Below are 24,229 nucleotides of genomic sequence, written 5' to 3' on the forward strand. Positions count from 1 at the left end.
GTAAAAGGAGTAAAGTTATGGTTTCTGCTGAAAAAAATAAGATTGCAAAAAGAGTCATTCCATTCAGCCCGCCTGATATTTCTGAACAGGAAATCAAGAAAGTTACAGAAACGATGAAATCAGGGTGGATCACAACAGGTCCGCGGACGAAGGAACTTGAAAAAAGGCTCGCGGAATTCTGCCATACTTCAAAAGTGGTTTGTCTAAATTCGGCTACCGCGGCGGAAGAATTGAACGTTAGAATCTGCGGGATAGGCGAAGGGGATGAAGTGATCGTTCCTGCGTATACATATACGGCATCTGCTTCGGCTGCGATTCATTGCGGAGCTTCTGTAAAGTTTGTTGATATCCAAAAGGGCGGCTCTAAAGATACCAATATGCCAGAGATGGACTATGACAAGGTTGCAGAGGCGATAACAAGCAGAACGAAAGCTATTGTGGCTGTAGATCTGGGTGGAATTATTGCAGATTATGACAAGCTATATAAGATTGCAGAGGCGAAGAAGGCTCTCTTTATTCCGGGCGGCAATACTGATTTGGGGAGACGGATTCAGACTGCATTAGGCCGTGTCTTAATCTTTTCTGATGCTTCCCATGCATTGGGAGCGATGAAAAATGGAAAGAGGGCTGGAGAACTTGCAGATTTTACAGATTTTTCTTTTCATGCTGTAAAGAATTTTACTACTGCAGAAGGCGGGGCTTCTACATGGAGAGATATTCCGGGAATCGATAACGAAGAAATTTATCATCAGTATCAGTTATACAGCCTGCACGGACAGAACAAAGATGCATTAACGAAGAATCAATTGGGGTCATGGGAATATGATATCCAGGGAACCTGGTATAAGTGTAACATGACAGACATTATGGCTGCTATAGGCCTGTGTCAGTTAGACCGTTATCCAGAACTTCTGGAGAGAAGAAAAGAAATCATTAGTAAATATGATGCTATGTGTGATGAACTTGGAGTAATGCATCTTGTTCATTATATGAAGAATAGTATGTCTTCCGGGCATCTGTATCTGACGAGGATTCCGGGGATAAGTGATGAGATGAGAAGAGAAATCATTGTAGAATTGGCAAAGTATGGTGTGAATACAAATGTGCATTATAAACCGCTTCCAATGATGACGGCATATAAAGAATTGGGATGGGATATCAGGGATTTTCCGAACGCTTACGATTACTACAAGAATCTGATCACATTGCCGCTCCATACGCTTCTGAAAGATGAAGATGTCGAGTATGTGATCCACAACTACAAAAAAGTAATTAGAAGATATATTTAGGAAGGTGTTATCATGAGATTTAGAAAATGGGACAATCTTCCTGAATTTATGAAATGCGATGAAGTGAGGATGTATTATGACATTCTTGTAAAGAAAAAGTTGTCAATTACACTTAAAAGAATTTTTGATGTGGTTATGGCTGTTGTTTTGCTTGTGATCCTTGTAATTCCTATGTTGGTCATAGCAATCATGATTAAGTTAGATTCATCAGGACCGGTATTCTATCGGCAGGAGCGAGTGACAGCTTATGGAAAAAAGTTTAAGATTCATAAGTTTCGGACAATGGTGAATAATGCTGACAAGATTGGGGCGTCAGTTACAGTAAACGGAGACGTCAGAATTACTAAAATGGGAAGAAAGATTCGCAATCTTCGCATAGATGAAATCCCTCAGCTTATAGATGTGATAAGCGGTGATATGTCTTTTGTTGGTACGCGTCCAGAGGCAGTGAAATATGTAGAGAAATATAAGCCTGAATATAACGCGACACTTTTGATGCCTGCAGGAATAACTTCGGAGGCAAGTATTAGATATAAAGATGAGGATAAGCTGTTGAATACGGCGTATGATGCGGACCGGGTCTATGTAGAACAAGTGCTGCCAGAAAAGATGAAATGGAACTTAAATTCTATTGAAAGATTTTCGATTTTGCGAGAAATATTGACTATCTTCAGGACTGTAAGTGCCATTTTAGGAAAGGAATATGATTAGATGAGCGATGTAAGAATATTTGAACTGGGCAAAGATAGTGACAAGGCGCGAATGATTGCCAGATTACATATAGTTGCATTTCCTGGTTTCTTTCTTACACAGCTCGGAGAGTCTTTTCTTACTGCATTATATCAAGGATACATAGAAGATGATAATTCGGGTGTAATTGTTGCTGAGAGTATAAAGAACAGACAGATATTGGGGTTTGCGGCATATTCAAAGGATTATTCAGGATTCTATTCTGAATTAAAGAAGAATCATCTTGTTAAGTTTACGTTATGTTCGTTAAGCGTTATCATTAAACATCCGTCGTATATAAGAAGACTATTAGGTGCGTTTAAGAAATCAGATGAAGTTAGAAGAGCAGAGAGGTATGTGGAATTGGCTTCAATAGGAGTGTGTTCAAATGCACAGGGGAAAGGAATCGGCGGTCAGCTTGTAGATTACCTGGTTTCCGTTACTAATTTTAATGAATACGAATATATAAGTCTTGAAACAGATACGATTGACAACGAGACAGCAAATCGTTTTTATCAGAAGAGAGGATTTAAAATTGCTAGAAAATATGTAACTCCCGAAGGCAGGATGATGAACGAGTATCGATACAGACGGGAGACAGATTAAATGAAGAAAATTGCAATAGTTACTTTGTCAGTTGCACTTGATGGAGAAAAAGGATATTCAAGATTTCGATTTTTAGCAAATATGTTAAGCCAATATTATAGAGTTGATCTGATCACAAGTACATTTCAGCATTGGGAGAAAAAGCAGCGTGATGTAAGTGCTGTTTCGAAGATGAATTCAAAATTTAATATTGAATTAGCTTATGAACCAGGATACAAAAAGAATGTTGATATCAGGAGATTCTTTAGCCATAGAATTGCTGTAAAGAATATTATTAGGCTTCTTGAAAAAAGGGAGTATGATTTGATTTATTGCATTATCCCTGATAACAATATGGCTGCAGCCGTGGGGAGGTTTGCAAAGAAAAAGGGAATTAAATACATAGTAGATATTGAAGACCTATGGCCGGAAGCTATGGAAATGGTAATGCATCTTCCTGAAATCCTTAATCGAATGTTATTTTATTCTTTCCGAAAGGACGCTAAAACAGCATATGAATGTGCAGATGCTTTCGTAGGAACATCTGATGAATATAGGGATGTTCCAAAGCAAAAGTATGGAATTGAAGGCAAACAGGCAGTTACCGTCTATGTTGGATGTGATTTAAGTGATTTTGATAATGGTGCAAAAGAATTTGAAAATGAGATTGATAAGCCAGATGAAGAATTCTGGGTTACATATGCTGGTAATCTTGGATCAAGCTATGATATCCCGACACTAATAAAAGCGGCACAGAAATTGTATGATGATTATCCGAAGGTAATGATAAAATTATTGGGCGGCGGACCATTAGAAGAAGAATTTAAAAATATAGCAAAAGCAAAACCATGCAACGTAGAATTTGTCGGTTATATACCATATAGAAAAATGGCGGCATATCTGGTGAAATCGGATGTTCTTGTTAACTCGTTTGTTAGAAAGGCTCCGCAGAGTATTGTGACTAAGATAGGAGATTATTTGGCGGCTGGCAGGCCTATGATCAACACATTGACCAGTCCTGAATTCAGAAAAAAGGTAGAGATGGACGGATTTGGAGTGAATGTAGATGCTGAAGATGTATATGGTCTTGTTAATGTAATAAAAAGATTAAATGTAGAAAAAGACCACAATGATTTAATGGGGGGAAGAGCACGAGAAATTGCAGAAAGCCAATTTGATAGAAAATATTCCTATCAGGATATAAAGGAATTGATAGAACAATTATTATGAGTGTCAAATTAGGGGATCCAAATGCGGAGTGAGTGAACAATGGTAATTCGATTAAAAAGAGCAGAAAACAAATACGAAAACAAATTAGCACTTTACATAAATCTAATGATGATAATAGATATAATAAGACGTTGTTTTAACTTATTTGATTTTTCATTTGTGTACGATACAGAGGTTCAAGCTATGCTATATATTTGTTTGTTTGCATCTATGTTCATTGGAAAGTATCGGGATGATAAAAAGTTGCTCAATGTAATTGCAGCAGGTCTGTTATCAGTAGGTTTGTTTTTTTATGGATTTATAATGGAACCGCAGGTAAGTAGCATATTTGTTATCAGCTTATTAAATTATTTTACTTTGGTATTCGGAACCTGTATATTTGTCAAAGAAATTAAAAATACAAAAGTATTTATAGATTGCAGTGCAAAATATATTTATTTTTGTTTGCTATACAGTATTGTTGTGATATTAACACAATCAAAACAGGATTTTTCTCCATATAGTATGACATTTTCATTTAACTGTTTTTTTCCATTAGGACTATCTTTGATTCTTGGATTTTTTGGAAAAAAGAGGATTAATATAGTTTATGCAATTATTATATTAGGAGTAAATATGGCTATTGGATCAAGAAGTATTGTTATTTATACATTTATGATAGCGGTGGGTATTTACTTATATCTTTCTAGAAACAAATATTATGTTTTGAAATTGATTCTTGGAATTTTTGCTGTCTATTTTATTTTTGATTACAAAAATATAACTTCTTGGGTGGGAACGTATTTATTGAATTTCTTTCCAAATTCTAGAACTATAGAACTTCTTTCAAATGGAAAGATTTTTGTTTTGTCGGGAAGAGAAAAATATTTTGATATAATTGAGACTTCTTTAAGTGAAAATCCATTTGCGATTCATGGATTGTTAACAGATAGAATAATAATAGGAAATTCTATTGGTCATACGACTTATATTACGGAATATCCGCACAATATATTTTTAGAAGTTTTTTATCAACATGGGATAATATTGGGATTACTTTTTTTTATTGTATTGCTTTTTGTAGTTATCAAATCAATCATAATTGCAATCAAGCTACGAGATAGAGGTAAGTGGGATATTGCACTGATGATTATTGCCGTCTCTTTTGCAGCTAGTCAGTTGCTTGTATCAAATTCATATATTATTTCAATGTCTTTTGGTTTGTTGGTTGGCGCATCGTTGTGTTTGATAAATCACAGAAAGGAACGGTAATTTTGAAGTAATGAGGGATAGAAAGGTTAGTTGTGTTGTCATCACACATAATAGGCTGAAATTGTTAAAAAGAGCTGTTGAAAGTGTAATGAAACAGACATATTCAAATATTGAGCTTGTTGTAGTTGATGACGCTTCGTCCGATGGGACGCAGGAATATGGTAAAAAACTTAAAAAGAGTGGATATAAGTATATTTATATTCCGCCAGAAGAAAGCAAGGGCGGAAATTATGCTAGGAATTGTGGTATTCACGCCTGTACTGGAGATTTTGTCGCTTTTCTGGATGACGATGATTATTGGATACCTGAAAAAACAGAGAAGCAGGTTGCATATTTTTGTGAACATCCAAATGTTGGAATGGTTTATTCAGGATGGGTAGTGGATTATGGTAATGCGGTATTAAATTATAAACGGATTCCAAATAAAAATTATCACGGAGATATTGTTGAAAAACAGTTATATATTTCCCCGTTTACAAGCACAATTACAATGATGGTAAGAAAAGATATTCTTGATCAGATAAACGGCTTTGATGAGAATCTAAAATATTGGCAAGAATATGAGCTTGTTTTAAGGATTATTCAAGTTACTAATGTTGGTTTTGTGAAGAGGGCACTATCTGTTGCTAATCGTGATCGAAATATAAAAAGATTAACCAGTCAATTTGATGATTGGAATACTGCGGTTAATTATATTAATGACAAGCATAAAGAGCTTTTTGCCAGGCTGAGCACTGAAAACGGACGTAAGCGGGAAGAATATTATTATAGAGAAGCTGCATACAGAGTATCAATGTGCGGCGATATAAAAAGAATGAAGGAATATTATTATAAAGCATATATGATTAATCCCAGATTCGAATATTTAATTCGATACAAATTTGGTATTTCTAAAAATCATACCGTCTTAATTGAATCGCTGGTAATGAAAGTTCTGTATTGGAAAACAAAAATATTTTATAAATGAGGCATTACTATGAACACTATCTTAATACTTGTTCCTCGATTCGGGGTTGGTGGAATATCTAAAGTGGGTACATTTTTGGCTAATACACTTTCTACAGAGTATCGAACTATTTTGGTTTCACTGGTTTCAGATAAAATGTCAGCTATGCTTTCAAATGAAGTGACAAGAGAGACATTAAGCTATAATTTTGATGATCCATCTATAAATAGATGGATAAAAGAAATGCAGAAAGTAAGAACTGTTGTGAGACTTAGGTATTTGATAAAGAAATACAATGTAGATGTGATATGTACTCTGGGTTTGGATTTGGGGAAAATTGCGAATATCGCTGGGAAGGGACTTAAGTGTAAATATCTTACATCGGAACGTGGAAATCCTTATAGATATAGCTCAAAGCAAAAGGAGAAGTATGATCGAATAGTATCTAATGCTGATGCAGTGATTTTTCAAACAATAATGGCACAGAAAGCATTTTCGAATTGCGGTATAGAAAGGAAATCACATATAATCCAGAATCCGGCAATTGGAAGGAATAGCATCAATTATGAAAAGGCATTCCACAATATATTTGATCGGGAGAAGAGAATAGTCTATTGTGGAAGGCTGTCGAAGGAAAAGAATATTGATATGTTGATTAAAGCATATTACAAGTTGAAAAACCATGAATATAAGTTAATGATTTACGGTAATGGATACGAGTATGAACACTTATTAGGATTGATACAAAAGTATAAATTATCTAATTGCGTAAGCATAGTAACAGATTGTATTGATGTTTTTTCAATAGAATATAATAGTGAAATCTTTGTCCTTACTTCTAATGAAGAAGGGATGCCCAATGCGCTAATTGAAGCAATGATGTGTGGAATGACGTGTATTGTCACAGATTGTCCTCCTGGTGGATGCCGTGAACTACTTGAAGATGGTAAAAGAGGGATTCTTGTACCTGTAAATGATGTAGATAAACTTGCAGACTCATTACAATTGGTGATCAGCAATCGGAGATTGTCAGAAGAGCTAGGAAACAGAGCCAGGGATATAAGCATTACAAATTCAATTGATGTGATCCAGGAAAAGTGGAAGAACATTATTAAGGGGCTTGTTTAATGAGAATAGTAAGTAAGGTGTTTTATTATATTAGATATCGTTTGGGATGGTTTTATACACTTCAAAATTTTCCTAAAGGTGAAAATAAGGATTCTGTGCTGAAACTTGATGTATATAGTAAGAAAACAGTTGCACTTATCCCTCACGCAGATGATGAAATAATAGGATTGGGTACTTTATTATCAAATGATAAATCAATTGAACTTGTTTATTTTGGATATCTTGGAACCAATTATACTGATGAGAATTACAATATTCGAATTAATGAGTTTAAAGAATATTGCTCTTTCTCAAATATCAAATACAGCATTTATGATTTAAACAGTATAGAGAAAATTAAGGATGCTAAAATCATACTGTTGCCGTCATTAGTGGATTGGCATGAAGAACATAGGAAGTTGAATTTTTTACTTAAGGATATATGTAGTGCCCATGGATTGCATCCGCAAATTGTATGGTACAACATTAGTGTATATTGTTCTGTAACCAATAAAGTAAGATATATCTTTCAGGAACGTAAAGAACAAAGAAAAAAATATCGTGATTTTAAGAGAATCTATGTTTCTCAGAACAGTTTGCCGATTTTGAGATTTAAGATAAAAGAACGGCTGTATGGCAGGGAAGTTAATAGATATAGTGCTGAAAAGTTCTTATATTTTAACTTTGACGAGTGGTTAATGGTGGTTGATCGATTTGAAAAGAATAATTTTGAAGATGGATTTACAGAGATTAAGAAAAATCTTAATGACCTCCAGAAAGTAGATAAAATATCAAAAAGAATCTATTGTTCGATTTTAGGGTAGAAGTTATATGAAACGTAAGTTATTAGCAAGGAATACTGTAACATCAGTAATTTACCAAATGTTTTCAGTTTTATGCGGATTTGTTTTGCCGAGGATGATTCTTTCTGCTTTTGGTTCGCAGACAAATGGACTTGTGAGTTCAATTACTCAATTTATACAAGTTATTAATTTGTTTGATTTGGGAATTACAAGTGTTATTGTTTACAACTTATATAAACCGTTGGCATTACATGATAATCAAAAACTGAGTGAGGTTGTTTCGTCTGCTGATAGTTTTTTTAAAAAAATAGGTATTGCTTTAATTGGATATGTTATTGTACTTGCTATTGCATATCCAGTTTTTATTGATTCCGGATTTGACTATACATTCGTAGTGTTTCTTGTATTAATAATGGGGATTAATGCATTTGGACAATACTATTTTGGGGTTGTGAATCGCTTAATCCTTATTGCTGATCAAAATAATTATATTCCTTACATTACACAAACTCTTACAGTAGTATGTAACACGGTCTTATGTTATGTAGTTATAAAATTAGGAGGATCTATTCATGCAGTAAAATTTATAACATCGATTATATATCTTGTTCGTCCTATAATTTATGCGTTATGTGTTAAAAAGAAGTATTCAATTAACAGGCAGATGATAACGGATGGGAAAGTGCTTGATCAAAAGTGGAATGGTATAGCTCAGCATATATCATCTGTAATTCTAGATAGCACAGACACAATTGTATTAACTTTGTTTTCTACTCTGACTAATGTCTCGATTTACAATATTTATTTCCTTGTTATCACAGGAATTAAAGGATTTATAACTTCGCTGACGGGTGGAGTTAATTCACTTCTTGGCAATTTATGGGCTGAAAATAGAAAAGAGTCGTTCGTAAAAACATTTCAGATGTTTGAATGGGGAATGAGTATGATAACAGTAATATGTTTTGGTTGTGTAGGAGTTATGCTAGTTCCTTTTGTCAGTATATATACAAAAGATATTAACGATGCAAATTACATACAACCAGTGTTTGCGGTGTTTATCTGCCTTGCGTATTCACTATATAGTTTGAGAGTTCCTTATAGTTCTGTAGTATTGCAAATTGGACATTATAAACAGACACAGATCAGTTACGTGATTTCTGTAATTATTAATTTAGGAGTGTCAATTCTTTGTGTTAATAAATTAGGTCTTGTGGGTGTTGCAGTTGGTACGTTTGTGGCTTTATTGTACCACACTTTATATTTTCAATATTATGTTTATAAAAAAGTGCTTAAACTTAAAGTAAAGAGAGTTTTCAAATTGTACTTTGTAATGGCTTTGAGTATTGTTTCAGGTTATATTGTTCATTTGTTTTATACTCCAACTTCAAGTAATATTATAGAGTTTATTCTGTCATGTATTGCTGAAGGTATTATATGGACGGTTGTTGCTCTGATTTTGAATTCGATATTTTACAAAAAGAATGTGTTATCAATTTACTCAAAGCTAGGCGTATTATTATGACTTTATATTAAGGAAAGGAAGATATACATATGAATCTTTATGAAAAACTGATAAATAAAGAAGAGAAACTGTCACTTGTTGGACTGGGATATGTTGGAATGCCTATTGCAGTAGCATTTGCTAAGAAAATCGATGTTATTGGTTATGATTTGAATGATCATAAAATTAATTTATATAAGAAAGGTATAGATCCTACTAAAGAAGTTGGTAATGATGTTATCAGTAAAACAACTGTAGAATTTACAGCGGATAAAACGAAGCTGCGTGAGGCCAAATTTCATATTGTAGCAGTGCCGACACCTGTTAATGATGACCATACGCCGGATTTAACACCTGTTAAAGCAGCGGCCCAGATTCTTGGGCGTAATTTGACTAAGGGGTCGGTTGTTGTTTTTGAATCAACTGTTTATCCGGGCGTGACAGAGGATGTTTGTATGCCTATTCTCGAGAGGGAGTCTGGGCTCAAATGTGGCAAGGATTTTAAGATAGGTTATAGTCCAGAACGTATTAATCCTGGTGATAAAGTTCATCGTTTGGAAACTATTAAGAAAATTGTTTCTGGTATGGATGATGAAACGCTTGATTGTGTGGCTAGAGTGTATGAGTTGGTTGTCGAAGCTGGCGTACATAGAGCAGAAAGCATTAGAGTCGCTGAAGCTGCAAAGGTCATAGAAAATAGTCAGCGTGATATCAATATAGCATTCATGAATGAACTTTCTATTATCTTTAATAAAATGGGAATCGATACCAAGTCTGTTCTTGAAGCTGCTAGCACTAAGTGGAACTTTCTAAAGTTTTATCCAGGACTTGTTGGTGGACATTGTATTGGTGTTGATCCATATTATCTGACCTATAAAGCGGAGATGATGGGCTATCATAGCCAGATTATTCTGGCTGGTCGTCGTATTAATGATGATATGGGGAAATACTGTGCAGAAAACTGTGTGAAATATTTAATTGCAGCAGATAAAACGGTTAAGGGAGCTAAGGTTGCTATCCTTGGTTTTGCTTTTAAAGAGAATTGTCCTGATACCAGAAATACAAAGATCATCGATATAGTGAGAGAGTTGAATGAATACGGGATTACTCCTATGGTTGCGGATATTGAGGCTGATGCAGAAGAGGCACGGAGATTGTATGGTGTTGAGTTTGTAGATTTGAATGAGATCAAGGATATAGATGCGGTCATTCTTGCTGTCGCCCATGCTAAGTTCAGTAATTTTACAATGGCTGATATAGATAAGTTTTTCGGATCTGGCAAGAAGATTCTGCTTGATTTGAAAGGATTGTTGAACCGCAAGGAGTACGAAGCAGCTGGATATAGTTATTGGAGATTATAGATGATGGAATGACGGAAAATATTCTTTTTCAGATAATGAAAATGTTGGAGGATAAGTAATGGGGTATCAAAATATAACTTTCCCTGATGACAGTATGTTCTTGGTAACAGGTGGAGCAGGGTTTATTGGTTCGAATCTCTGTGAGGCAATTTTGAAGTTGGGATATAAGGTACGATGTTTGGATAATCTTTCTACAGGAAAACAGTCAAATATCGATATATTCATAGACAAGTCTAATTACGAATTCATTAAAGGTGATATTAAGAATCTGGATATTTGTTTGAAAGCTTGTGAAGGTGTTGATTATGTACTTAACCAAGCTGCTTGGGGCAGTGTACCAAGATCAATAGAAATGCCTTTGTTTTACTGTGCTAACAACATCACAGGTACACTGAACATGTTGGAGGCAGCACGTCAAAGCGGAGTAAAGAAATTTGTATATGCATCGAGTAGCAGTGTCTACGGCGATGAACCGAATTTACCCAAAAAAGAAGGGAAAGAGGGAAATCTTCTATCTCCTTATGCTGTAAGTAAGCGTGCTGATGAAGAATGGGCGAAGCAATACACAATACATTATGGATTGAATACATATGGTCTTAGATATTTTAACGTATTCGGTAGAAGGCAAGATCCTGATGGAGTATATGCCGCGGTTATTCCTAAGTTTATTCGTCAACTCCTACGAGGTGAAAGTCCTACTATTAATGGTGATGGCCGTCAAAGTCGAGATTTTACATATATTGAAAATGTTATTGAGGCAAATTTAAAAGCCTGTATGGCAGAAAGAGAAGCTGCGGGACAAGTATATAATATTGCCTATGGTGGGCGTGAATACTTGCTGGATATCTATTATAGTCTTACAAATGCTCTTGGTGTAGATATTGAACCAAATTTTGGACCTGATCGTGCTGGCGATATCAAGCACAGTAATGCTGATATCAGCAAGGCAAAAGAATTATTGGGTTACAATCCGGAATGGAGTTTTGAGCGTGGCATTAAGGCCGCTATTAAGTGGTATAAAGAGAATTTATGCGAAAGATGATTGAATGGTTTCTAAAACAGGAAGGTATATACTTTGAACCCATGATTGTTTTGATAGTGGTGTGAAAATGCTTCTTAATGACAAAGGTTTGCTCGATAGAAAAGCATATAAATCTGTAGGGTATGAGCACTCTCGGAAATTCAATAGAGAAGGTGTTAGTCAAAAATTGTGTTGGTCATGAAGTCAAAATAAGAACCGAGGGGAGGCAGGGAATCCTTAGTGCAGCCGATGAGGGCGGCAAGGAGGCGGTCGTGTTTGAGCCTGTTCACCCAAAGGGTAAGGGATAGCTTGGTCAAAGCTTCTGAATATATAAGGAAGAAAAGGATAAATGACCTTAAGATTTGAGGCAGGTTTTTAGTGGGCCTGCCAGTGTTGGAGTAAAAGGGCAAAAGGAACTCCATTGCCTTATCGGTATTGAAAAGCCGGAGTTTCTGCCATGCTTTCCAAAGCTCCGTATGGAGGAAAGCAAAAAAGAAGAACATGAAAAAAGAGCGGAAATTCGGGCTTAAAGAGTTTCCGAGACCGCTCGGTATGAGCACTCTCGGAAACTCAATAGAGAATAAGCAGGAAAGGGTTGATTTTCAGAAATGAGAGGGATAAGGGATGGATGATTATGGGGCTTGAGCAGTCCAGAGAGCATAAAGAATAAAAATGTGCATGACTTTAAAACCTGTCGGAAAACAGGCCTGAAAGAATTCAGAAGCAGGAAACTTGGTTTATGCCGCTGCCTGCACCTGCTGTTTATAGCGGGCATCCAGATGGATGCAGATTCCAATCATGGTCGTCATGAAAGAATAATGCTCCTTTGTGTGTATGAACATACGGTGCAGTCCGTAATCATTGAGGATGCGGTTGTTGATACGTTCCGTGGCGGTGCGTTGATTATAAATCTTCTTATAAGCATCTGTGCCGCGGGGGACGTCGGTGTAAAGCCGGATATCCCATTCGGGCCGGGTTTTGACGACTCTCCCATATTTGGAATCGGTGCAGGAGTTTTTACATTTGGAACAGTGATCTTTCCCATAGGGGCAGCGCCACATGAGGTAACCGCTGGATTTGTCATAACCGTTAGGCTTCATGCGCAGTTTTTCCTGACATAAGGGCGTTCCATCTTTGTCAATGGTGATGGTATCAGGAATTGTTTTTGGCCGGCCGCATTTGTCGTTCAGGTCGATGAAGGCCCGTATTCCCCTGTTTTTAAGGATCCGGTAGGTGGGGTAATTGTCCATTGCAGAATCCAGGCACATATTCGAGGTGGAAACAGCCGGCATATGTTTTTCTAGTTCATGGAAAGCGACAAGGAAATTGACCGAATCATGACGCTTTGCACTGGTAAAACGCAGAAGCAGGGGGAGATCTGTCCTGAGTTCACTGTTATAGCAGGATAATTGGAACAAAGTGTAGCCGAAGTAATATTTTTCCAGGTCGCTGTCCCAGCCCCAGGAAGCATCGGGGTCGGGGAAATGCCGCAGGTTTTCCGGTGCGCCAACCCTGTGGTGCCCGCGTGGGCAGGCATGGGTATGCACGGCGGTGCCGTCTCCGGAAACCGTAAGGTGTTCCCTTGGTATGAGACCGGATTCCATGGAAGGCAGGACAGCCACGTGATAGAAGAAGTGCTGCAGCCGCCCTTCAAAGTTAAAAGGGATATCCATCCCGCTCATGAGCCGTTTTTCGATAGATTCTGTGATTTTGGGCTTTGCCTCCTGTGCTTTCTGTTTTTTACCTTTGGGCTTATCCGGCTTTTTGGTGTTCCAGGAAGCCGGAAGCAGTTTGTCCCGCGTATATAAGTCCGTTGGCGGTGCAGTCCAGAGCCTGTCCATGAAGTCAAAATAAGAACCGAGGGGCGGCAGGGAATCCGTAGTGCAGCCGATGAGAGCGGCAAGGAGGCGGTCATGTTTGAGCCTGTCGACCCAAAGGGTAAGGGATAGCTTGGCCAAACCTTCTGAAAATAGAAGAAAGAAAAGGATAAAAGACCTTAAGATTTGCGGCTGGTTCTTAGCGGGCCTGCCAGTGTTGGAGTAAAAGGGCAGAAGGAACTCCATGGCCTTATCGGTATCGAAAAGGCGGAGTTTCTGCCATGGTTTCCAAAGCTCCGTATGGAGCCGGACTCTTTCAGAGGAATCGAAATGGACTTTGGATTCGTTGAGAAAGTACTTGTAATCTTGCATGGACTGCCAGTACTTGATCATAAAGTGCACCTCCTAGTAGTTTAGTTTAATGCTGTGCGTGTGGCACAGACGCTTCTTAACTACAAGGGGCGCGTTTGGTGACTGGCGTATATGGTCACCAAACGCGCCGCACATTTTGACTTATATGTCAATACTTTTTTGAAAATTTAACAAAAATGTTTTCCGGGATATGGAGGAAAGCAAAAAAGAAGAACATGAAAAAAGAGCGGAAATTCGGGCTTAAAGAGTTTCCGAGACCGCTCGGTATGTATATTGGAGGTTGTAGTGGGAATTATGAATAAAGTAAAAACAGTAATAAAGCATCCGCATATACTGTTGGAGTGGCTCGTTAGGCAGCCTGGCATCCGCAATATTGTTTCTGACAAAATTGCAATTAGCGTGTTGTACAGATGCCGATTTCATAGAAAGATGGATTGGAAGAATCCTAAATCTATAAATGAAAAGTTTCTTTGGCTTACTGTTTTTGATAGAAATCCATTATATTCTATTCTTGTTGACAAATATGAGGCAAAGCAATGGATGTCTAAAAAATTGGAACAAGGTTGCTATAGCTTGGAGCATATTATACCGACCATTAATATATATAATAGTTTTGATTCAATCGATTTTGAAAAACTTCCTGATTCTTTTGTGTTGAAAACAACGCATGACAGTGGAACAGTAAAAGTAATAAATTCTAAAGATGACATCACGAAGAATTCAAAAGAGTCAATAAAAAAACAATTTAACAGGAGTTTAAAGAGAAATTACTATTGGTTTTCACGTGAATGGCAATATAAGGCTGTAATCCCACGAATTATAGCAGAGAAAAAATTAATTGGAAAAAATGATGATCTGGCTGATTACAAAATATTCTGTTTTGATGGTAAAGCGAAATACTGGAATTATATCTCTAATCGAAAGATAGATGAGTATGTAGATTATGTGTCTATGGATGGTGAAAGGATTCCTTGCAGTCAAGGCGATTATAAAACTAGTACGGGAGATATTAGATTTCCTGAATGTTGGAATGAGATGGTGGAGATTGCTGAATACATGTCATCAGGTTTTACATTTTTGAGAGTCGATTTTTTTGTGGATGAAAATGGAAAATTTTATTTAGGAGAGTTGACATTAACTCCGTCATCAGGTTTACTACCATTTCATCCTGACGAATGGGATTATAAATTTGGCGAAATGATGAAGTTGCCAAACATAAGTGATTAGAATTAATTACAGAGGAAATCTAAAAAATGCGAATAGTTTTTTTAAGAAAGTTTTATCATAGGTTTATTTTCTTTAATATGGATGGTTACGATGCGGAGAAAATACTGAAATTTCATGATTTGATAAAATCAGGTCGGGGGGGGGTATTTCGAAAAAGACAATATCGTAAATTGCTGTTAAAATACTGTTGCTCAGTACCATATTCATGTAAAATAGGTTCCAATTTATCGCTTCCACATGGATTATTTGGTATCTTTATCTCGCAGGATGCAGTTATAGGTGATAATTGTGTAATATTTCAACAAGTGACAATTGGAAGTAACAATCTTAATGGTTCCGAGAATACAGGGGCACCAGTTATAGGTGATAATGTATATATTGGTGCTGGAGCAAAAATTATTGGTAAATGTAAGGTAGGAAATAACGTAAGAATAGGTGCTAATACGGTAGTTACAACTGATGTTCCTGATAATGCAACCGTTGTTGGAGTACATAGTAGAATAATACTACACGAGGGAATTTTAGATAATAAATTTATTCCGAAATAATAGAAAGGTCGATGAACGTGGAGAACAAGGATATTAAGAGTGATTTTTCTGCAATATTTTAATGATGTTTAAAATATTGGATTTAGTAATATCATTCGTTTTAAGCGTTTTTGTTAATATTGTCATTAATTTTCAAGTCAAATATATTTGGTGTTAGTCAATAAATGTGTTGGTCTCACTTATTACAGTATCACCAACCGAAGGTTGCATACATCATGGACACTATGCCAATAGCAGCCATTTTCAATATTGCATAACGAATGGAACAGTGAAGTTGCTAAACCTCCTGCACACCGGAAAGCTATTGAAAATAAAGCATTGTAGCGATTGATATATTTTGTCGCTACTCCACGGTAATGGTTGTATGTTTCCTTTATAATAAGAATGCAAGCTGTTCACTATATTCAGATTAAACAGCTTCTTGTTTTCTTCATAGTTTACATCCATAACAGTACAGCCTATCACTGAGCCAGGTCTATTATAGCTTCGAAGTTCATCGGTAAGTACAAGGGCGTCCCTGGATATATGTGTACCAAATATTTCATACAATTCCTTACTGGATAGTTTTGCACGGTTTACCGTTTCTGCAATTGCCTTGCCATCACGCTGGATCGCTGGATACTGGTGCAGATTGCGATATATTCTCTTGAGATTCCTCGTTTTATCAACAGTATAGATTCATGAACAGGTACGGATTATTTCCTACTTACGCATAAGTGCACAGTGGCGGGTAAGAAAAATCGATTTTTCACAATGTCATTAACTTAAGGAATCTTTTACATTTAAAGTTGTAGAAGGTTCCTTTTTTCTGTTTTTTGCTGTAAAATTGAAATAGGAAACTGATATTTTTCGTATTCCATAAGGCAGGTGATTTTATGAATAATTCTCAAAAACGAGCCTGTTGTGATATCAGTTTGATCCATCAGGTTGAATTTCAGGATTTTTGTAGAAATGGGAATCCATCATCTTTTATAAGAAACCGAAAAATGCCTTTAACAGATCTTCTGTTTACCATGTTAAACCGAAAGGGGATTACATTGAGTCTGGAACTGAGAAATTATATGAAGACTGCACATCCAGGAATGGAAATATCAAAGACTGGTTACTTGAAACAGCGCATGAAGCTTAACCCGCTGGCTTTTTATGAACTTTACCGCCATCATAACAGGAACTTTTATGCAGAACCTGGGTTCTCTACATTCCAGGGATATCTGGTTCTAGCCGCGGACGGTTCAGGAATCAATATTCCTACTACAGGGGAAACCCTGAAAGAATTCGGAACTTCCAGCAGAAAAGGGACAAAACCGCAGGCTTCCATAGGGCTTGGATGCTTGTATGACGTTATGAACCGCATGATTCTGGAGAGTGACTGCTGCAGATGTAAGTTTGATGAAATGAGCCTTGCGGAAGAACAGATCGACCGCGTATGTGAAACCATCGGCGGTTCCCAACCGTTTCTGGTCGTCATGGACAGGGGATACCCGTCCACTGCAGCTTTTATTCGGATGATGGAGAAAGGCATCCTGTTTCTAGTGCATCTGAAATCCTGCGATTATAAAAAAGAGCAGGCCGCCCTGTCTGAACCGGATGAATGGGTAGGCATCCATCTGGATAAGAGCCGCGTTAGACATTATAAGGGAACGGATCTCGGCCGGCGCATGGAGGATCTAGGAGAGATCACCCTGCGGATGGTAAAAGTGCCGCTGCCGGAAGGACGGGAAGAAATACTGATCACAAACCTCCCTTCTGAAATCTTTGACCGCGTACAGATTGCCGAACTCTATCATATGAGATGGGGGATAGAAACGGCATATGAGACGCTGAAGGACCGCCTTCAGATAGAGAACTTCACAGGGACGAAGCCGGTCCTGCTGCTGCAGGATATTTACAGTACAATCTATATTAGTAACCTTGCGGAAGATATCATCCGCGATGCAGAGGCGGAACTGAATGAAAAAGAGAGCCACAGGAAGCATAAAATGAAGGTCAACCGGACATTGAGCATAGGGATACTGAAAAATGACCTCATCTATATATTACTGGAAACGGACAGGCAGAAACAGGACAGGCTGTTCCAGCAGATCTATGAAGACATCCGTAAAAATCTTGTTCCCGTAAGGCCAGACCGTCATTACCATCGGACAAAAGGGCAGCTTGCGTGAAAATATTCAAACACGCATAAAAGAGCTTACTAAACAATAGTGGAATTAGGCGATGCGTGGAAGAACTACGTGATAAATACAGTAAAATGACATAGCCATGAGGATTTCATATCCAAAACAATGCCGAATATCTTTACCCTATATAGCGGTGTAATGATATCCGGCATTGTTCTTTTTCTTAAGTTAATGACATTGCGATTTTTCAAGGGTTTCCCTGCAGAGGAGATTATGAAGTTCCAGTCCAGTCTCCGGGAAGTCTTGCTATTTATCAAGTATTCTAAGGATAAGAAGAATCAGGCTAAGATGCTGAAGCAGAATGAGGAGCGTTTTCAGGATATGGAGAGGCGTGCAGCAGATGTGATCGAGGTGATTACACATGCAGGATTGAAGTTTAAAGAGGTTGAAGGGAGAGTTAACGTGTGTCAGGCGATTCAGGAGATGAGAGAGGAAGAGAGGATTAAGGGAGAAGACCGTCAGAATGAGCTGACTCGCCGTTTGCTTCAAGACGACCGTCTGGAAGACCTCAGGCGTGCGGTGAACGACAGTGATTACCGGGAACGGTTGTTTGCGGAATATGGGATTAAAGATGGCAGGTTCTAAGAGGATATTTTGCAGGCAAAGGAAAAATCAGCATACTTTCTTAACATTTATATCCAGAATGCCGATATTATAATGAAGGATGGGGGAGCCATTCTCATTCTTGGTGCCTGTGCAGCGCTGCATAGCCTGCAGAATATTCTGCATTTGTTGTGTTGGCGGGTTCTGAGGAGATGATTCTTGTATTCCGGCAATTATATATCGGAGACGGATGATCATGTCTGGACTGTGCCTGGTCAGCAGAGGGCGAGATGCCTGAGCGAAAGGCGGCTGTTTTTGCATTTTGTCTGTCAGGATATAAGATTGCGGAATAATATATAATGCTATGAAAGGAGGAAGAAATATGGCAATCAGTGGAATTAGTTCCTATGGGCTGAATAGTTTATACGGCTATCAGTCATCCATTAACAGTCTTCGTCTGACCCAGGCTCTTTCAAGGAATCCTAAGCTTAATCAGTATCAGTCATCAAGATCTTCGTCAGCATCTTCTATTACGCAGAAAGCGGCAAGAAATGCGGATCTTTCCTTTGTTAAAGAGTACAGCAGCAAGATGACGAACCTGATGAATGCAGCGAATGAGCTGAAGAGTTCTAATAAGAACGGCGCTATGAGCGATCTTTCTATGGCAAGCTCTAACACAGACGTTGCTTCAGTCAGCGGTAAGTTATTGGTTAAGAATGACAAGGAGTACACGTTAGACGTGGCACAGATCGCACAGGCGCAGATGAATGTCAGCGAAGGTGTGAAGGCGGCGGACTATGCGGGCTCTGCTATGGATTTCACCGTAGGAGACGGTAAGAATTCTGTGAATGTCCAGGTTAGCGCTGTTAAGGCGAATGGCGGGTCTAAGACGAACGCACAGATGCTTAAGGAAGCAGCGGAACAGATCAACAAGAGCAAGGTTGGCGTAACAGCAAGCGTTGTAGAGAAGGACGGTGTTGCGTCCCTCCAGTTAGAAGGTAAGGAGACAGGTGCGGGCAAGGAGTTCACGGTCAGCGGTGAACTTGGTGCGGCTGCCGGAGCAGAGAATGTGAAGACAGAAGCAGTGAACGCGAAGTATTCCGTAACTGAGGGCGGACATACGACAGAATATGAGGCCGCGACCAACAACGTTTCTATCGGCTACTATGGTGTTACTGCACAATTGAAGAAAGAAGGGCAGACAACACTTTCAGCAGGCGTGGATTCTGAGAGGGTTGCGTCAGCAGTCGGTGATCTGGTCAATGCATACAATTCTTCGCTGAAGTACCTCAATGACAATTATGACAGAGGTTCAGCCGTAGAGAGACAGCTTAAGAACTTCCTTACCGGAATCGGTTCTGAGCAGTCATTGAAGCAGCTTGGTATTTCGGTCAACAAGGACGGAACACTGGATTACAGTAAGAGCACGTTCGAGAAGAACATGGCAAAGAATCCTTCTATGACCAAAGAGCTGATCTCCGGTATGGGCGGAATCGCTGACCGGCTGTTCAATAAGGCCAGCAGCGCTATGAATGTAAGTTCAAGCTCACTGATCAACGGAAGAAGCAGCGCAAACAGCTCTGCTTCAGGATCTTACCCAGGTTCTGTAAAGAATCCTGAGACAAATCCATATAGTGTGTTAGGCATGTATTCCAGAGGCGGCGCATATAACATGAGCAATTATTATGCTGTCGGCATGATGATGAATTACCTGATATAATGACGCAGGGGTTAAAAGGTATTTTGACTCCCAGGTGCATTCCTAATAAGCAAAACAACTGCCCGGGCGGATGATTCCGCCCGGGCAGTTGTTTTTTATTCAATGTTAACAACCTAACTCAAGCAACTACAACATATAGTGTTTCTTTTAATTGGCACGGGATTCCCTGTGCCTTTCTTTATTTATAACCACTAATACGATTAAAATATTGCACAAAATTCGCCCATAAAAACCAGCATATTTACTATTGACATAAGCTCCAAAAAATGCGGCGCAGCCCTTGTTTATATTACTTTTTTAAGGGGGCTGCATCGTATGAATTTAATTCAAATCTTAGTCGATATTATCTGTAACACATTACTTGATCCACATGTCCTTGAACGGGCCAGAAACAGAAAAGGGGCTTTTACACGCAATTGCGGGAAACTTCCCTATTGGACATTGATCAAACTGTTATTAAGAAATTCCAAGAAAACTATTTCTTCATCACTGGATGAATTCTTTACCGAATTGCGGCATATATCAGGAATTCCAATCTCTGATACTGTGAAATGTTCCCAACAGGCTTTCAGCAAGGCCCGTTCCGGCATTGATCACTCTATTTTCAAAGAATGCTTCGAACGTGTACTTGACTTCCTTTGCAGCAGGGATTCCCTGGATTTCCATTCACGTTTCATGGGTGTATGGGGACGGCAGATCATTGCTGTTGACGGCTCTAAAATACCTCTTCCTAACCGTAAGACTCTTCTTGATAAATACGGCAGCATAGGGAGAGGCCAAAACTCTCCCACTGCCATTGCCAGTGTTGCTTTTGATGTACTGAATCACCGCATCCTTGATGCACAGCTCGAACCCATGAGCGTCGGTGAACGTACCCTTGCCATAAGGCATATGCAAAATATAAAAAGCAAAGCACGGACGAATCTATTATACACCATATTTGTCTTCGATAGGGGATATGCTTCAAAAAATTTATTTTCTTTTATCGAAGACACCTTACATGCCGGATATCTCTTCCGGTTAAGGACTAAATTTAACACGGATATTGATGCACTCCCTGTACCGGCGGATCGAAATGGAATCAGTGACTATATCTTTTTCCTTGATGGCAGGAAAGTACGCATCCTTAAATTTTACCTCCCAAGTGGGACGGTGGAAACGCTGATCACAAATGATTTTGACCTTGCCAAAGAACTGTTCCGCCAGTGTTACTTCCTTAGATGGCCGGTGGAGGAGAATTATAAGCTTGTCAAAGAAAAGATCGGGCTCACTAATTTCCGGGGCTATTCCGAGAACTCCGTTCTCCAGGAATTCTGGATATCGGTATTGCTTGCAAACCTGGCTCTTGCCATAAAGCGGGAGACGGACGGCATTGTTGACAGCACCATAAACCAGAAAGGGAATCAGAACAAATATATGACAAACATGAATGAGCTTGTCGGATACCTGAGCCGTCATATAGGAGAATATATGGATGCTGATACAGACACAGAAAAGTATGGCATCATCCGCTGTATATTTGATTTTGCCGTATCTCACCGGGTGTGTGACAAAAAGGGCAGCGGGGAATCAAATCTACGTACAACTCCAAGAAAAGTCAAACATCATTACAATAACAAGACTACACACTAATACCATTTAAGAAAGGTGGTGGTGCCAGTTTCTTTATATTCTACAATACAAACGCCATATCTAAAAAAACAGCTGATAGCAACCAAGGGGAAAGTCTGCCCTTTTTTCAGTGTATTTTAATCATTTCTATCATCTGCTATTATTGGTTTAATAGCTTAATCCTATTGTGATATCATGCCACTACTAAGTTGTTAACATTGGTTTTTTATTATGAGGTATTGCTTTTTCACATAATGTCTAGTAAAATTAGTCTGTAATAAAGGTGTCTGATATATTAAGGTATGACAGCACAGGCGCCGGGAGGGATACAGATGTCAGAAGTTACGAACATAGCTTTGGATGCTATGGGGGGAGATAACGCCCCTGCGGAGATGATAAAAGGGGCGGTAGACGCCATAGAGAAGGAGCCGGCTATGAAGGTATTCCTGATCGGGCGGGAAGAAGTCATAGAGAGAGAGCTTGCCCGTTATGAGTATAACAAGTCTCAGATCGAAGTGATCCATGCATCCGAAGTAATCGAGACAGCGGAACCGCCGGTGAATGCAATCCGCAAGAAGAAGGATTCTTCCATCGTGATCGGTATGAAGATGGTACGGGAAGGTAAGGCGGATGCATTCGTATCTGCAGGAAGCTCGGGAGCAATTCTGGTCGGAGGCCAGGTGTTGGTCGGACGGATCAAGGGAGTAGAACGTCCGCCGTTGGCGTCGCTGATCCCGACAAAGAAGGGCGTCTCACTGCTGCTTGACTGCGGAGCGAACGTTGACGCGAGGGCGTCGCACCTTGTTCAGTTTGCCAAGATGGGTTCCATCTATATGGAGCATGTTCTGGGAGTTAAGAAGCCTAAGGTGGGAATCGTCAATATCGGTGCGGAAGAAGAGAAGGGGAATGCTCTGGTCAAAGAGACATTTCCGCTATTGAAGGAACAGGGAGATATTCATTTTACCGGCAGTGTGGAGGCAAGAGAGATTCCGCACGGACAGACAGACGTCATAGTTTGTGAAGCATTTTCGGGAAATATCATCCTGAAGCTGTATGAAGGCGTCGGCGCCGTACTGATCAGCAAGGTGAAGGAAGGCCTGATGTCTACATTGAGAAGCAAGATCGGCGCGGTATTGATCAAACCGGCGCTTAAGGAGACGCTCAAGGCATTTGACGCCAGCGAATACGGCGGAGCGCCGCTTCTGGGGCTTAACGGGCTGGTAGTGAAGACCCACGGAAGCGCTAAGGCGAAGGAAGTGAGCAATACGCTGATTCAGTGCGTAACGTTCAAGAAACAGAAGATCAATGAGAAGATCAAAGAATGTATTCAATCGGATGCAGCATCCGCTGAATAAAAAGAACAAGAAATCAAGAGAAAAGGAGAAAAGACATGGAATTTGAGAAATTAAAAGAAATTATAGCAGACGTGTTGAATGTGAATGCAGATGAGATTACAATGGACACAACATTTGTGGATGATCTGGGAGCAGATTCTCTGGACATCTTTCAGATTATTATGGGTATAGAGGAGACGTACGATATCGAAATTGATAACGAAGAAGCAGAGAAGATCGTGACAGTGGGCGACGCTGTCGAGCAGATCAAGAATGCGACGAATAACTAGGCAATGATATTATTTGAAAAAGCCCGGTAGGGCTTTTTCGCTTTTGTGATAGCAATAGGTGAGGCGATAGAATGAGTCAGGATTTAAAGGTATTAGAAGAAAAGATTGGTTACACGTTCACAGATTTCAATTTGCTTCGGCAGGCAATGATCCACAGTTCATATGCGAATGAGAAGCATTTACCCAAATACAAATGCAATGAACGTCTGGAATTCCTGGGAGACGCGGTGTTGGAGCTGGTTGCAAGTGAGTTCCTGTTCTATGAGAACCGGAAGATGCCGGAGGGGGAGCTTACCAAGACCAGGGCGAGTATGGTGTGTGAACCGGCGCTGGCATTTTGTGCGAAGGAACTGGACCTTGGGGTCTATCTTCTGCTGGGGAAGGGCGAAGATGCGACCGGGGGAAGGGAGAGGAATTCCGTTACTTCTGATGCGTTGGAGGCGTTGATCGGAGCTATTTATATGGATGGTGGTTTTGCTAATGCGAAAGAGTTTATCCATCGTTTTATTCTGGATGATCTTGAGAATAAGACACTCTTTTTCGATAGCAAGACTATCCTGCAGGAAATCGTACAGGCTAATTTCAAGTCGTCTATCACATACCGGCTGATCGGGGAGATGGGACCGGACCATGAGAAGTCCTTCCGAGTGGCCGTATATATCGGAGAGGAGGAATATGGGATCGGTGTCGGCCATACCAAGAAGGCAGCGGAGCAGGTGGCGGCATACCAGAGTATTTTGAAGCTGCATGAGAATAATATAAAGTAG

The 24,229-nt window shown here is 39.2% G+C and carries 21 protein-coding genes; 20 read left to right on the forward strand and 1 reads right to left on the reverse strand.

The genetic code is table 11. The features are described 5' to 3' along the window. Window positions 1-17 precede the first annotated feature (17 nt). From VSQ62_RS11165 to VSQ62_RS11215, 11 genes are read left to right on the forward strand one after another with little or no spacing between them, the layout of a single operon-like run. Window positions 18-1,289, forward strand: a complete 1,272-nt coding sequence (locus VSQ62_RS11165; protein WP_334634990.1) for a DegT/DnrJ/EryC1/StrS family aminotransferase — start codon at window positions 18-20, stop codon at window positions 1,287-1,289. 12 nt (window positions 1,290-1,301) lie between these two features. Continuing rightward, on the forward strand, window positions 1,302-2,000 hold the full coding sequence (locus tag VSQ62_RS11170) for a sugar transferase (RefSeq protein ID WP_334634991.1): 699 nt from the start codon (window positions 1,302-1,304) through the stop codon (window positions 1,998-2,000). Continuing rightward, window positions 2,001-2,624, forward strand: coding sequence for a GNAT family N-acetyltransferase (locus tag VSQ62_RS11175; RefSeq protein WP_334634993.1), 624 nt, complete (start codon window positions 2,001-2,003; stop codon window positions 2,622-2,624). Next, window positions 2,625-3,833, forward strand: coding sequence for a glycosyltransferase family 4 protein (locus VSQ62_RS11180; RefSeq protein ID WP_334634995.1), 1,209 nt, complete (start codon window positions 2,625-2,627; stop codon window positions 3,831-3,833). It begins immediately after the preceding gene. Between the two features lie 39 nt (window positions 3,834-3,872). Continuing rightward, window positions 3,873-5,084, forward strand: coding sequence for an O-antigen ligase family protein (locus tag VSQ62_RS11185; protein WP_334634996.1), 1,212 nt, complete (start codon window positions 3,873-3,875; stop codon window positions 5,082-5,084). 10 nt (window positions 5,085-5,094) lie between these two features. Beyond that, window positions 5,095-6,051 (forward strand): glycosyltransferase family A protein, encoded by a 957-nt coding sequence (locus VSQ62_RS11190; protein WP_334634997.1) that lies wholly within the window; start codon window positions 5,095-5,097, stop codon window positions 6,049-6,051. Window positions 6,052-6,060: 9 nt separating this feature from the next. Then, window positions 6,061-7,158 (forward strand): glycosyltransferase, encoded by a 1,098-nt coding sequence (locus VSQ62_RS11195; protein WP_334634999.1) that lies wholly within the window; start codon window positions 6,061-6,063, stop codon window positions 7,156-7,158. Beyond that, complete coding sequence (locus VSQ62_RS11200) at window positions 7,158-7,961, forward strand: hypothetical protein (protein WP_334635001.1); 804 nt, start codon at window positions 7,158-7,160, stop codon at window positions 7,959-7,961. Before VSQ62_RS11195 ends, VSQ62_RS11200 begins: the two co-directional genes overlap by 1 nt. Before the next feature lie 7 nt (window positions 7,962-7,968). Beyond that, window positions 7,969-9,462, forward strand: coding sequence for a lipopolysaccharide biosynthesis protein (locus VSQ62_RS11205; protein WP_334635002.1), 1,494 nt, complete (start codon window positions 7,969-7,971; stop codon window positions 9,460-9,462). Window positions 9,463-9,491: 29 nt separating this feature from the next. Next, window positions 9,492-10,802, forward strand: a complete 1,311-nt coding sequence (locus VSQ62_RS11210) for a nucleotide sugar dehydrogenase (RefSeq protein WP_334635003.1) — start codon at window positions 9,492-9,494, stop codon at window positions 10,800-10,802. A gap of 58 nt (window positions 10,803-10,860) precedes the next feature. Next, window positions 10,861-11,844: an SDR family oxidoreductase gene (locus VSQ62_RS11215; RefSeq protein ID WP_334635004.1), complete on the forward strand. Its 984-nt coding sequence runs from the start codon at window positions 10,861-10,863 to the stop codon at window positions 11,842-11,844. Between the two features lie 716 nt (window positions 11,845-12,560). Here the strand turns inward: VSQ62_RS11215 and VSQ62_RS11220 are convergent. After that, the gene (locus VSQ62_RS11220; RefSeq protein ID WP_334635005.1) at window positions 12,561-14,033 is read right to left on the reverse strand and encodes a transposase; all 1,473 of its coding nucleotides are present in this window, start codon (window positions 14,031-14,033) and stop codon (window positions 12,561-12,563) included. 273 nt (window positions 14,034-14,306) lie between these two features. On the opposite strand from VSQ62_RS11220, the gene VSQ62_RS11225 reads away from it, so the two are divergent. The 9 genes from VSQ62_RS11225 (at window position 14,307) to rnc (ending at window position 24,229) form a co-directional block, all read left to right on the forward strand. Continuing rightward, window positions 14,307-15,239, forward strand: a complete 933-nt coding sequence (locus VSQ62_RS11225; RefSeq protein WP_334635006.1) for an ATP-grasp fold amidoligase family protein — start codon at window positions 14,307-14,309, stop codon at window positions 15,237-15,239. 26 nt (window positions 15,240-15,265) lie between these two features. Beyond that, window positions 15,266-15,787, forward strand: a complete 522-nt coding sequence (locus VSQ62_RS11230; protein WP_334635007.1) for a serine acetyltransferase — start codon at window positions 15,266-15,268, stop codon at window positions 15,785-15,787. An 875-nt stretch (window positions 15,788-16,662) separates the two neighbouring features. After that, the gene (locus VSQ62_RS11235; RefSeq protein ID WP_334635008.1) at window positions 16,663-17,949 is read left to right on the forward strand and encodes an IS4 family transposase; all 1,287 of its coding nucleotides are present in this window, start codon (window positions 16,663-16,665) and stop codon (window positions 17,947-17,949) included. A 228-nt stretch (window positions 17,950-18,177) separates the two neighbouring features. After that, complete coding sequence (locus VSQ62_RS11240) at window positions 18,178-18,549, forward strand: hypothetical protein (protein ID WP_334635009.1); 372 nt, start codon at window positions 18,178-18,180, stop codon at window positions 18,547-18,549. A gap of 340 nt (window positions 18,550-18,889) precedes the next feature. Continuing rightward, complete coding sequence (gene fliD / locus VSQ62_RS11245) at window positions 18,890-20,227, forward strand: flagellar filament capping protein FliD (protein ID WP_334635010.1); 1,338 nt, start codon at window positions 18,890-18,892, stop codon at window positions 20,225-20,227. Window positions 20,228-20,542: 315 nt separating this feature from the next. After that, window positions 20,543-21,859, forward strand: coding sequence for an IS4 family transposase (locus VSQ62_RS11250; protein WP_288091876.1), 1,317 nt, complete (start codon window positions 20,543-20,545; stop codon window positions 21,857-21,859). Window positions 21,860-22,170: 311 nt separating this feature from the next. Further along, complete coding sequence (plsX, locus tag VSQ62_RS11255; protein WP_334635011.1) at window positions 22,171-23,193, forward strand: phosphate acyltransferase PlsX; 1,023 nt, start codon at window positions 22,171-22,173, stop codon at window positions 23,191-23,193. Window positions 23,194-23,228: 35 nt separating this feature from the next. Continuing rightward, complete coding sequence (acpP, locus tag VSQ62_RS11260) at window positions 23,229-23,462, forward strand: acyl carrier protein (protein WP_334635012.1); 234 nt, start codon at window positions 23,229-23,231, stop codon at window positions 23,460-23,462. 71 nt (window positions 23,463-23,533) lie between these two features. Then, window positions 23,534-24,229 (forward strand): ribonuclease III, encoded by a 696-nt coding sequence (gene rnc, locus VSQ62_RS11265; protein WP_334635013.1) that lies wholly within the window; start codon window positions 23,534-23,536, stop codon window positions 24,227-24,229.

The sequence above is a fragment of the Sporofaciens sp. JLR.KK001 genome (assembly GCF_036941055.1).
Taxonomy (GTDB): domain Bacteria; phylum Bacillota; class Clostridia; order Lachnospirales; family Lachnospiraceae; genus Sporofaciens.

What these genes read in the sequence shown, in the direction of transcription:
- VSQ62_RS11210 (WP_334635003.1), top strand. Translation starts at nt 9,492, where the DNA reads ATGAATCTTTATGAAAAACTGATAAATAAAGAAGAGAAACTGTCACTT.
- VSQ62_RS11235 (WP_334635008.1), top strand. Translation starts at nt 16,663, where the DNA reads ATGAATAATTCTCAAAAACGAGCCTGTTGTGATATCAGTTTGATCCAT.
- VSQ62_RS11240 (WP_334635009.1), top strand. Translation starts at nt 18,178, where the DNA reads ATGAAGTTCCAGTCCAGTCTCCGGGAAGTCTTGCTATTTATCAAGTAT.
- VSQ62_RS11175 (WP_334634993.1), top strand. Translation starts at nt 2,001, where the DNA reads ATGAGCGATGTAAGAATATTTGAACTGGGCAAAGATAGTGACAAGGCG.
- VSQ62_RS11225 (WP_334635006.1), top strand. Translation starts at nt 14,307, where the DNA reads ATGAATAAAGTAAAAACAGTAATAAAGCATCCGCATATACTGTTGGAG.
- VSQ62_RS11195 (WP_334634999.1), top strand. Translation starts at nt 6,061, where the DNA reads ATGAACACTATCTTAATACTTGTTCCTCGATTCGGGGTTGGTGGAATA.
- VSQ62_RS11205 (WP_334635002.1), top strand. Translation starts at nt 7,969, where the DNA reads ATGAAACGTAAGTTATTAGCAAGGAATACTGTAACATCAGTAATTTAC.
- VSQ62_RS11170 (WP_334634991.1), top strand. Translation starts at nt 1,302, where the DNA reads ATGAGATTTAGAAAATGGGACAATCTTCCTGAATTTATGAAATGCGAT.
- VSQ62_RS11180 (WP_334634995.1), top strand. Translation starts at nt 2,625, where the DNA reads ATGAAGAAAATTGCAATAGTTACTTTGTCAGTTGCACTTGATGGAGAA.
- VSQ62_RS11190 (WP_334634997.1), top strand. Translation starts at nt 5,095, where the DNA reads ATGAGGGATAGAAAGGTTAGTTGTGTTGTCATCACACATAATAGGCTG.
- VSQ62_RS11200 (WP_334635001.1), top strand. Translation starts at nt 7,158, where the DNA reads ATGAGAATAGTAAGTAAGGTGTTTTATTATATTAGATATCGTTTGGGA.
- VSQ62_RS11185 (WP_334634996.1), top strand. Translation starts at nt 3,873, where the DNA reads ATGGTAATTCGATTAAAAAGAGCAGAAAACAAATACGAAAACAAATTA.
- rnc (WP_334635013.1), top strand. Translation starts at nt 23,534, where the DNA reads ATGAGTCAGGATTTAAAGGTATTAGAAGAAAAGATTGGTTACACGTTC.
- VSQ62_RS11250 (WP_288091876.1), top strand. Translation starts at nt 20,543, where the DNA reads ATGAATTTAATTCAAATCTTAGTCGATATTATCTGTAACACATTACTT.
- plsX (WP_334635011.1), top strand. Translation starts at nt 22,171, where the DNA reads ATGTCAGAAGTTACGAACATAGCTTTGGATGCTATGGGGGGAGATAAC.
- VSQ62_RS11165 (WP_334634990.1), top strand. Translation starts at nt 18, where the DNA reads ATGGTTTCTGCTGAAAAAAATAAGATTGCAAAAAGAGTCATTCCATTC.
- VSQ62_RS11230 (WP_334635007.1), top strand. Translation starts at nt 15,266, where the DNA reads ATGCGAATAGTTTTTTTAAGAAAGTTTTATCATAGGTTTATTTTCTTT.
- VSQ62_RS11220 (WP_334635005.1), bottom strand. Translation starts at nt 14,033, where the DNA reads ATGATCAAGTACTGGCAGTCCATGCAAGATTACAAGTACTTTCTCAAC.
- acpP (WP_334635012.1), top strand. Translation starts at nt 23,229, where the DNA reads ATGGAATTTGAGAAATTAAAAGAAATTATAGCAGACGTGTTGAATGTG.
- VSQ62_RS11215 (WP_334635004.1), top strand. Translation starts at nt 10,861, where the DNA reads ATGGGGTATCAAAATATAACTTTCCCTGATGACAGTATGTTCTTGGTA.
- fliD (WP_334635010.1), top strand. Translation starts at nt 18,890, where the DNA reads ATGGCAATCAGTGGAATTAGTTCCTATGGGCTGAATAGTTTATACGGC.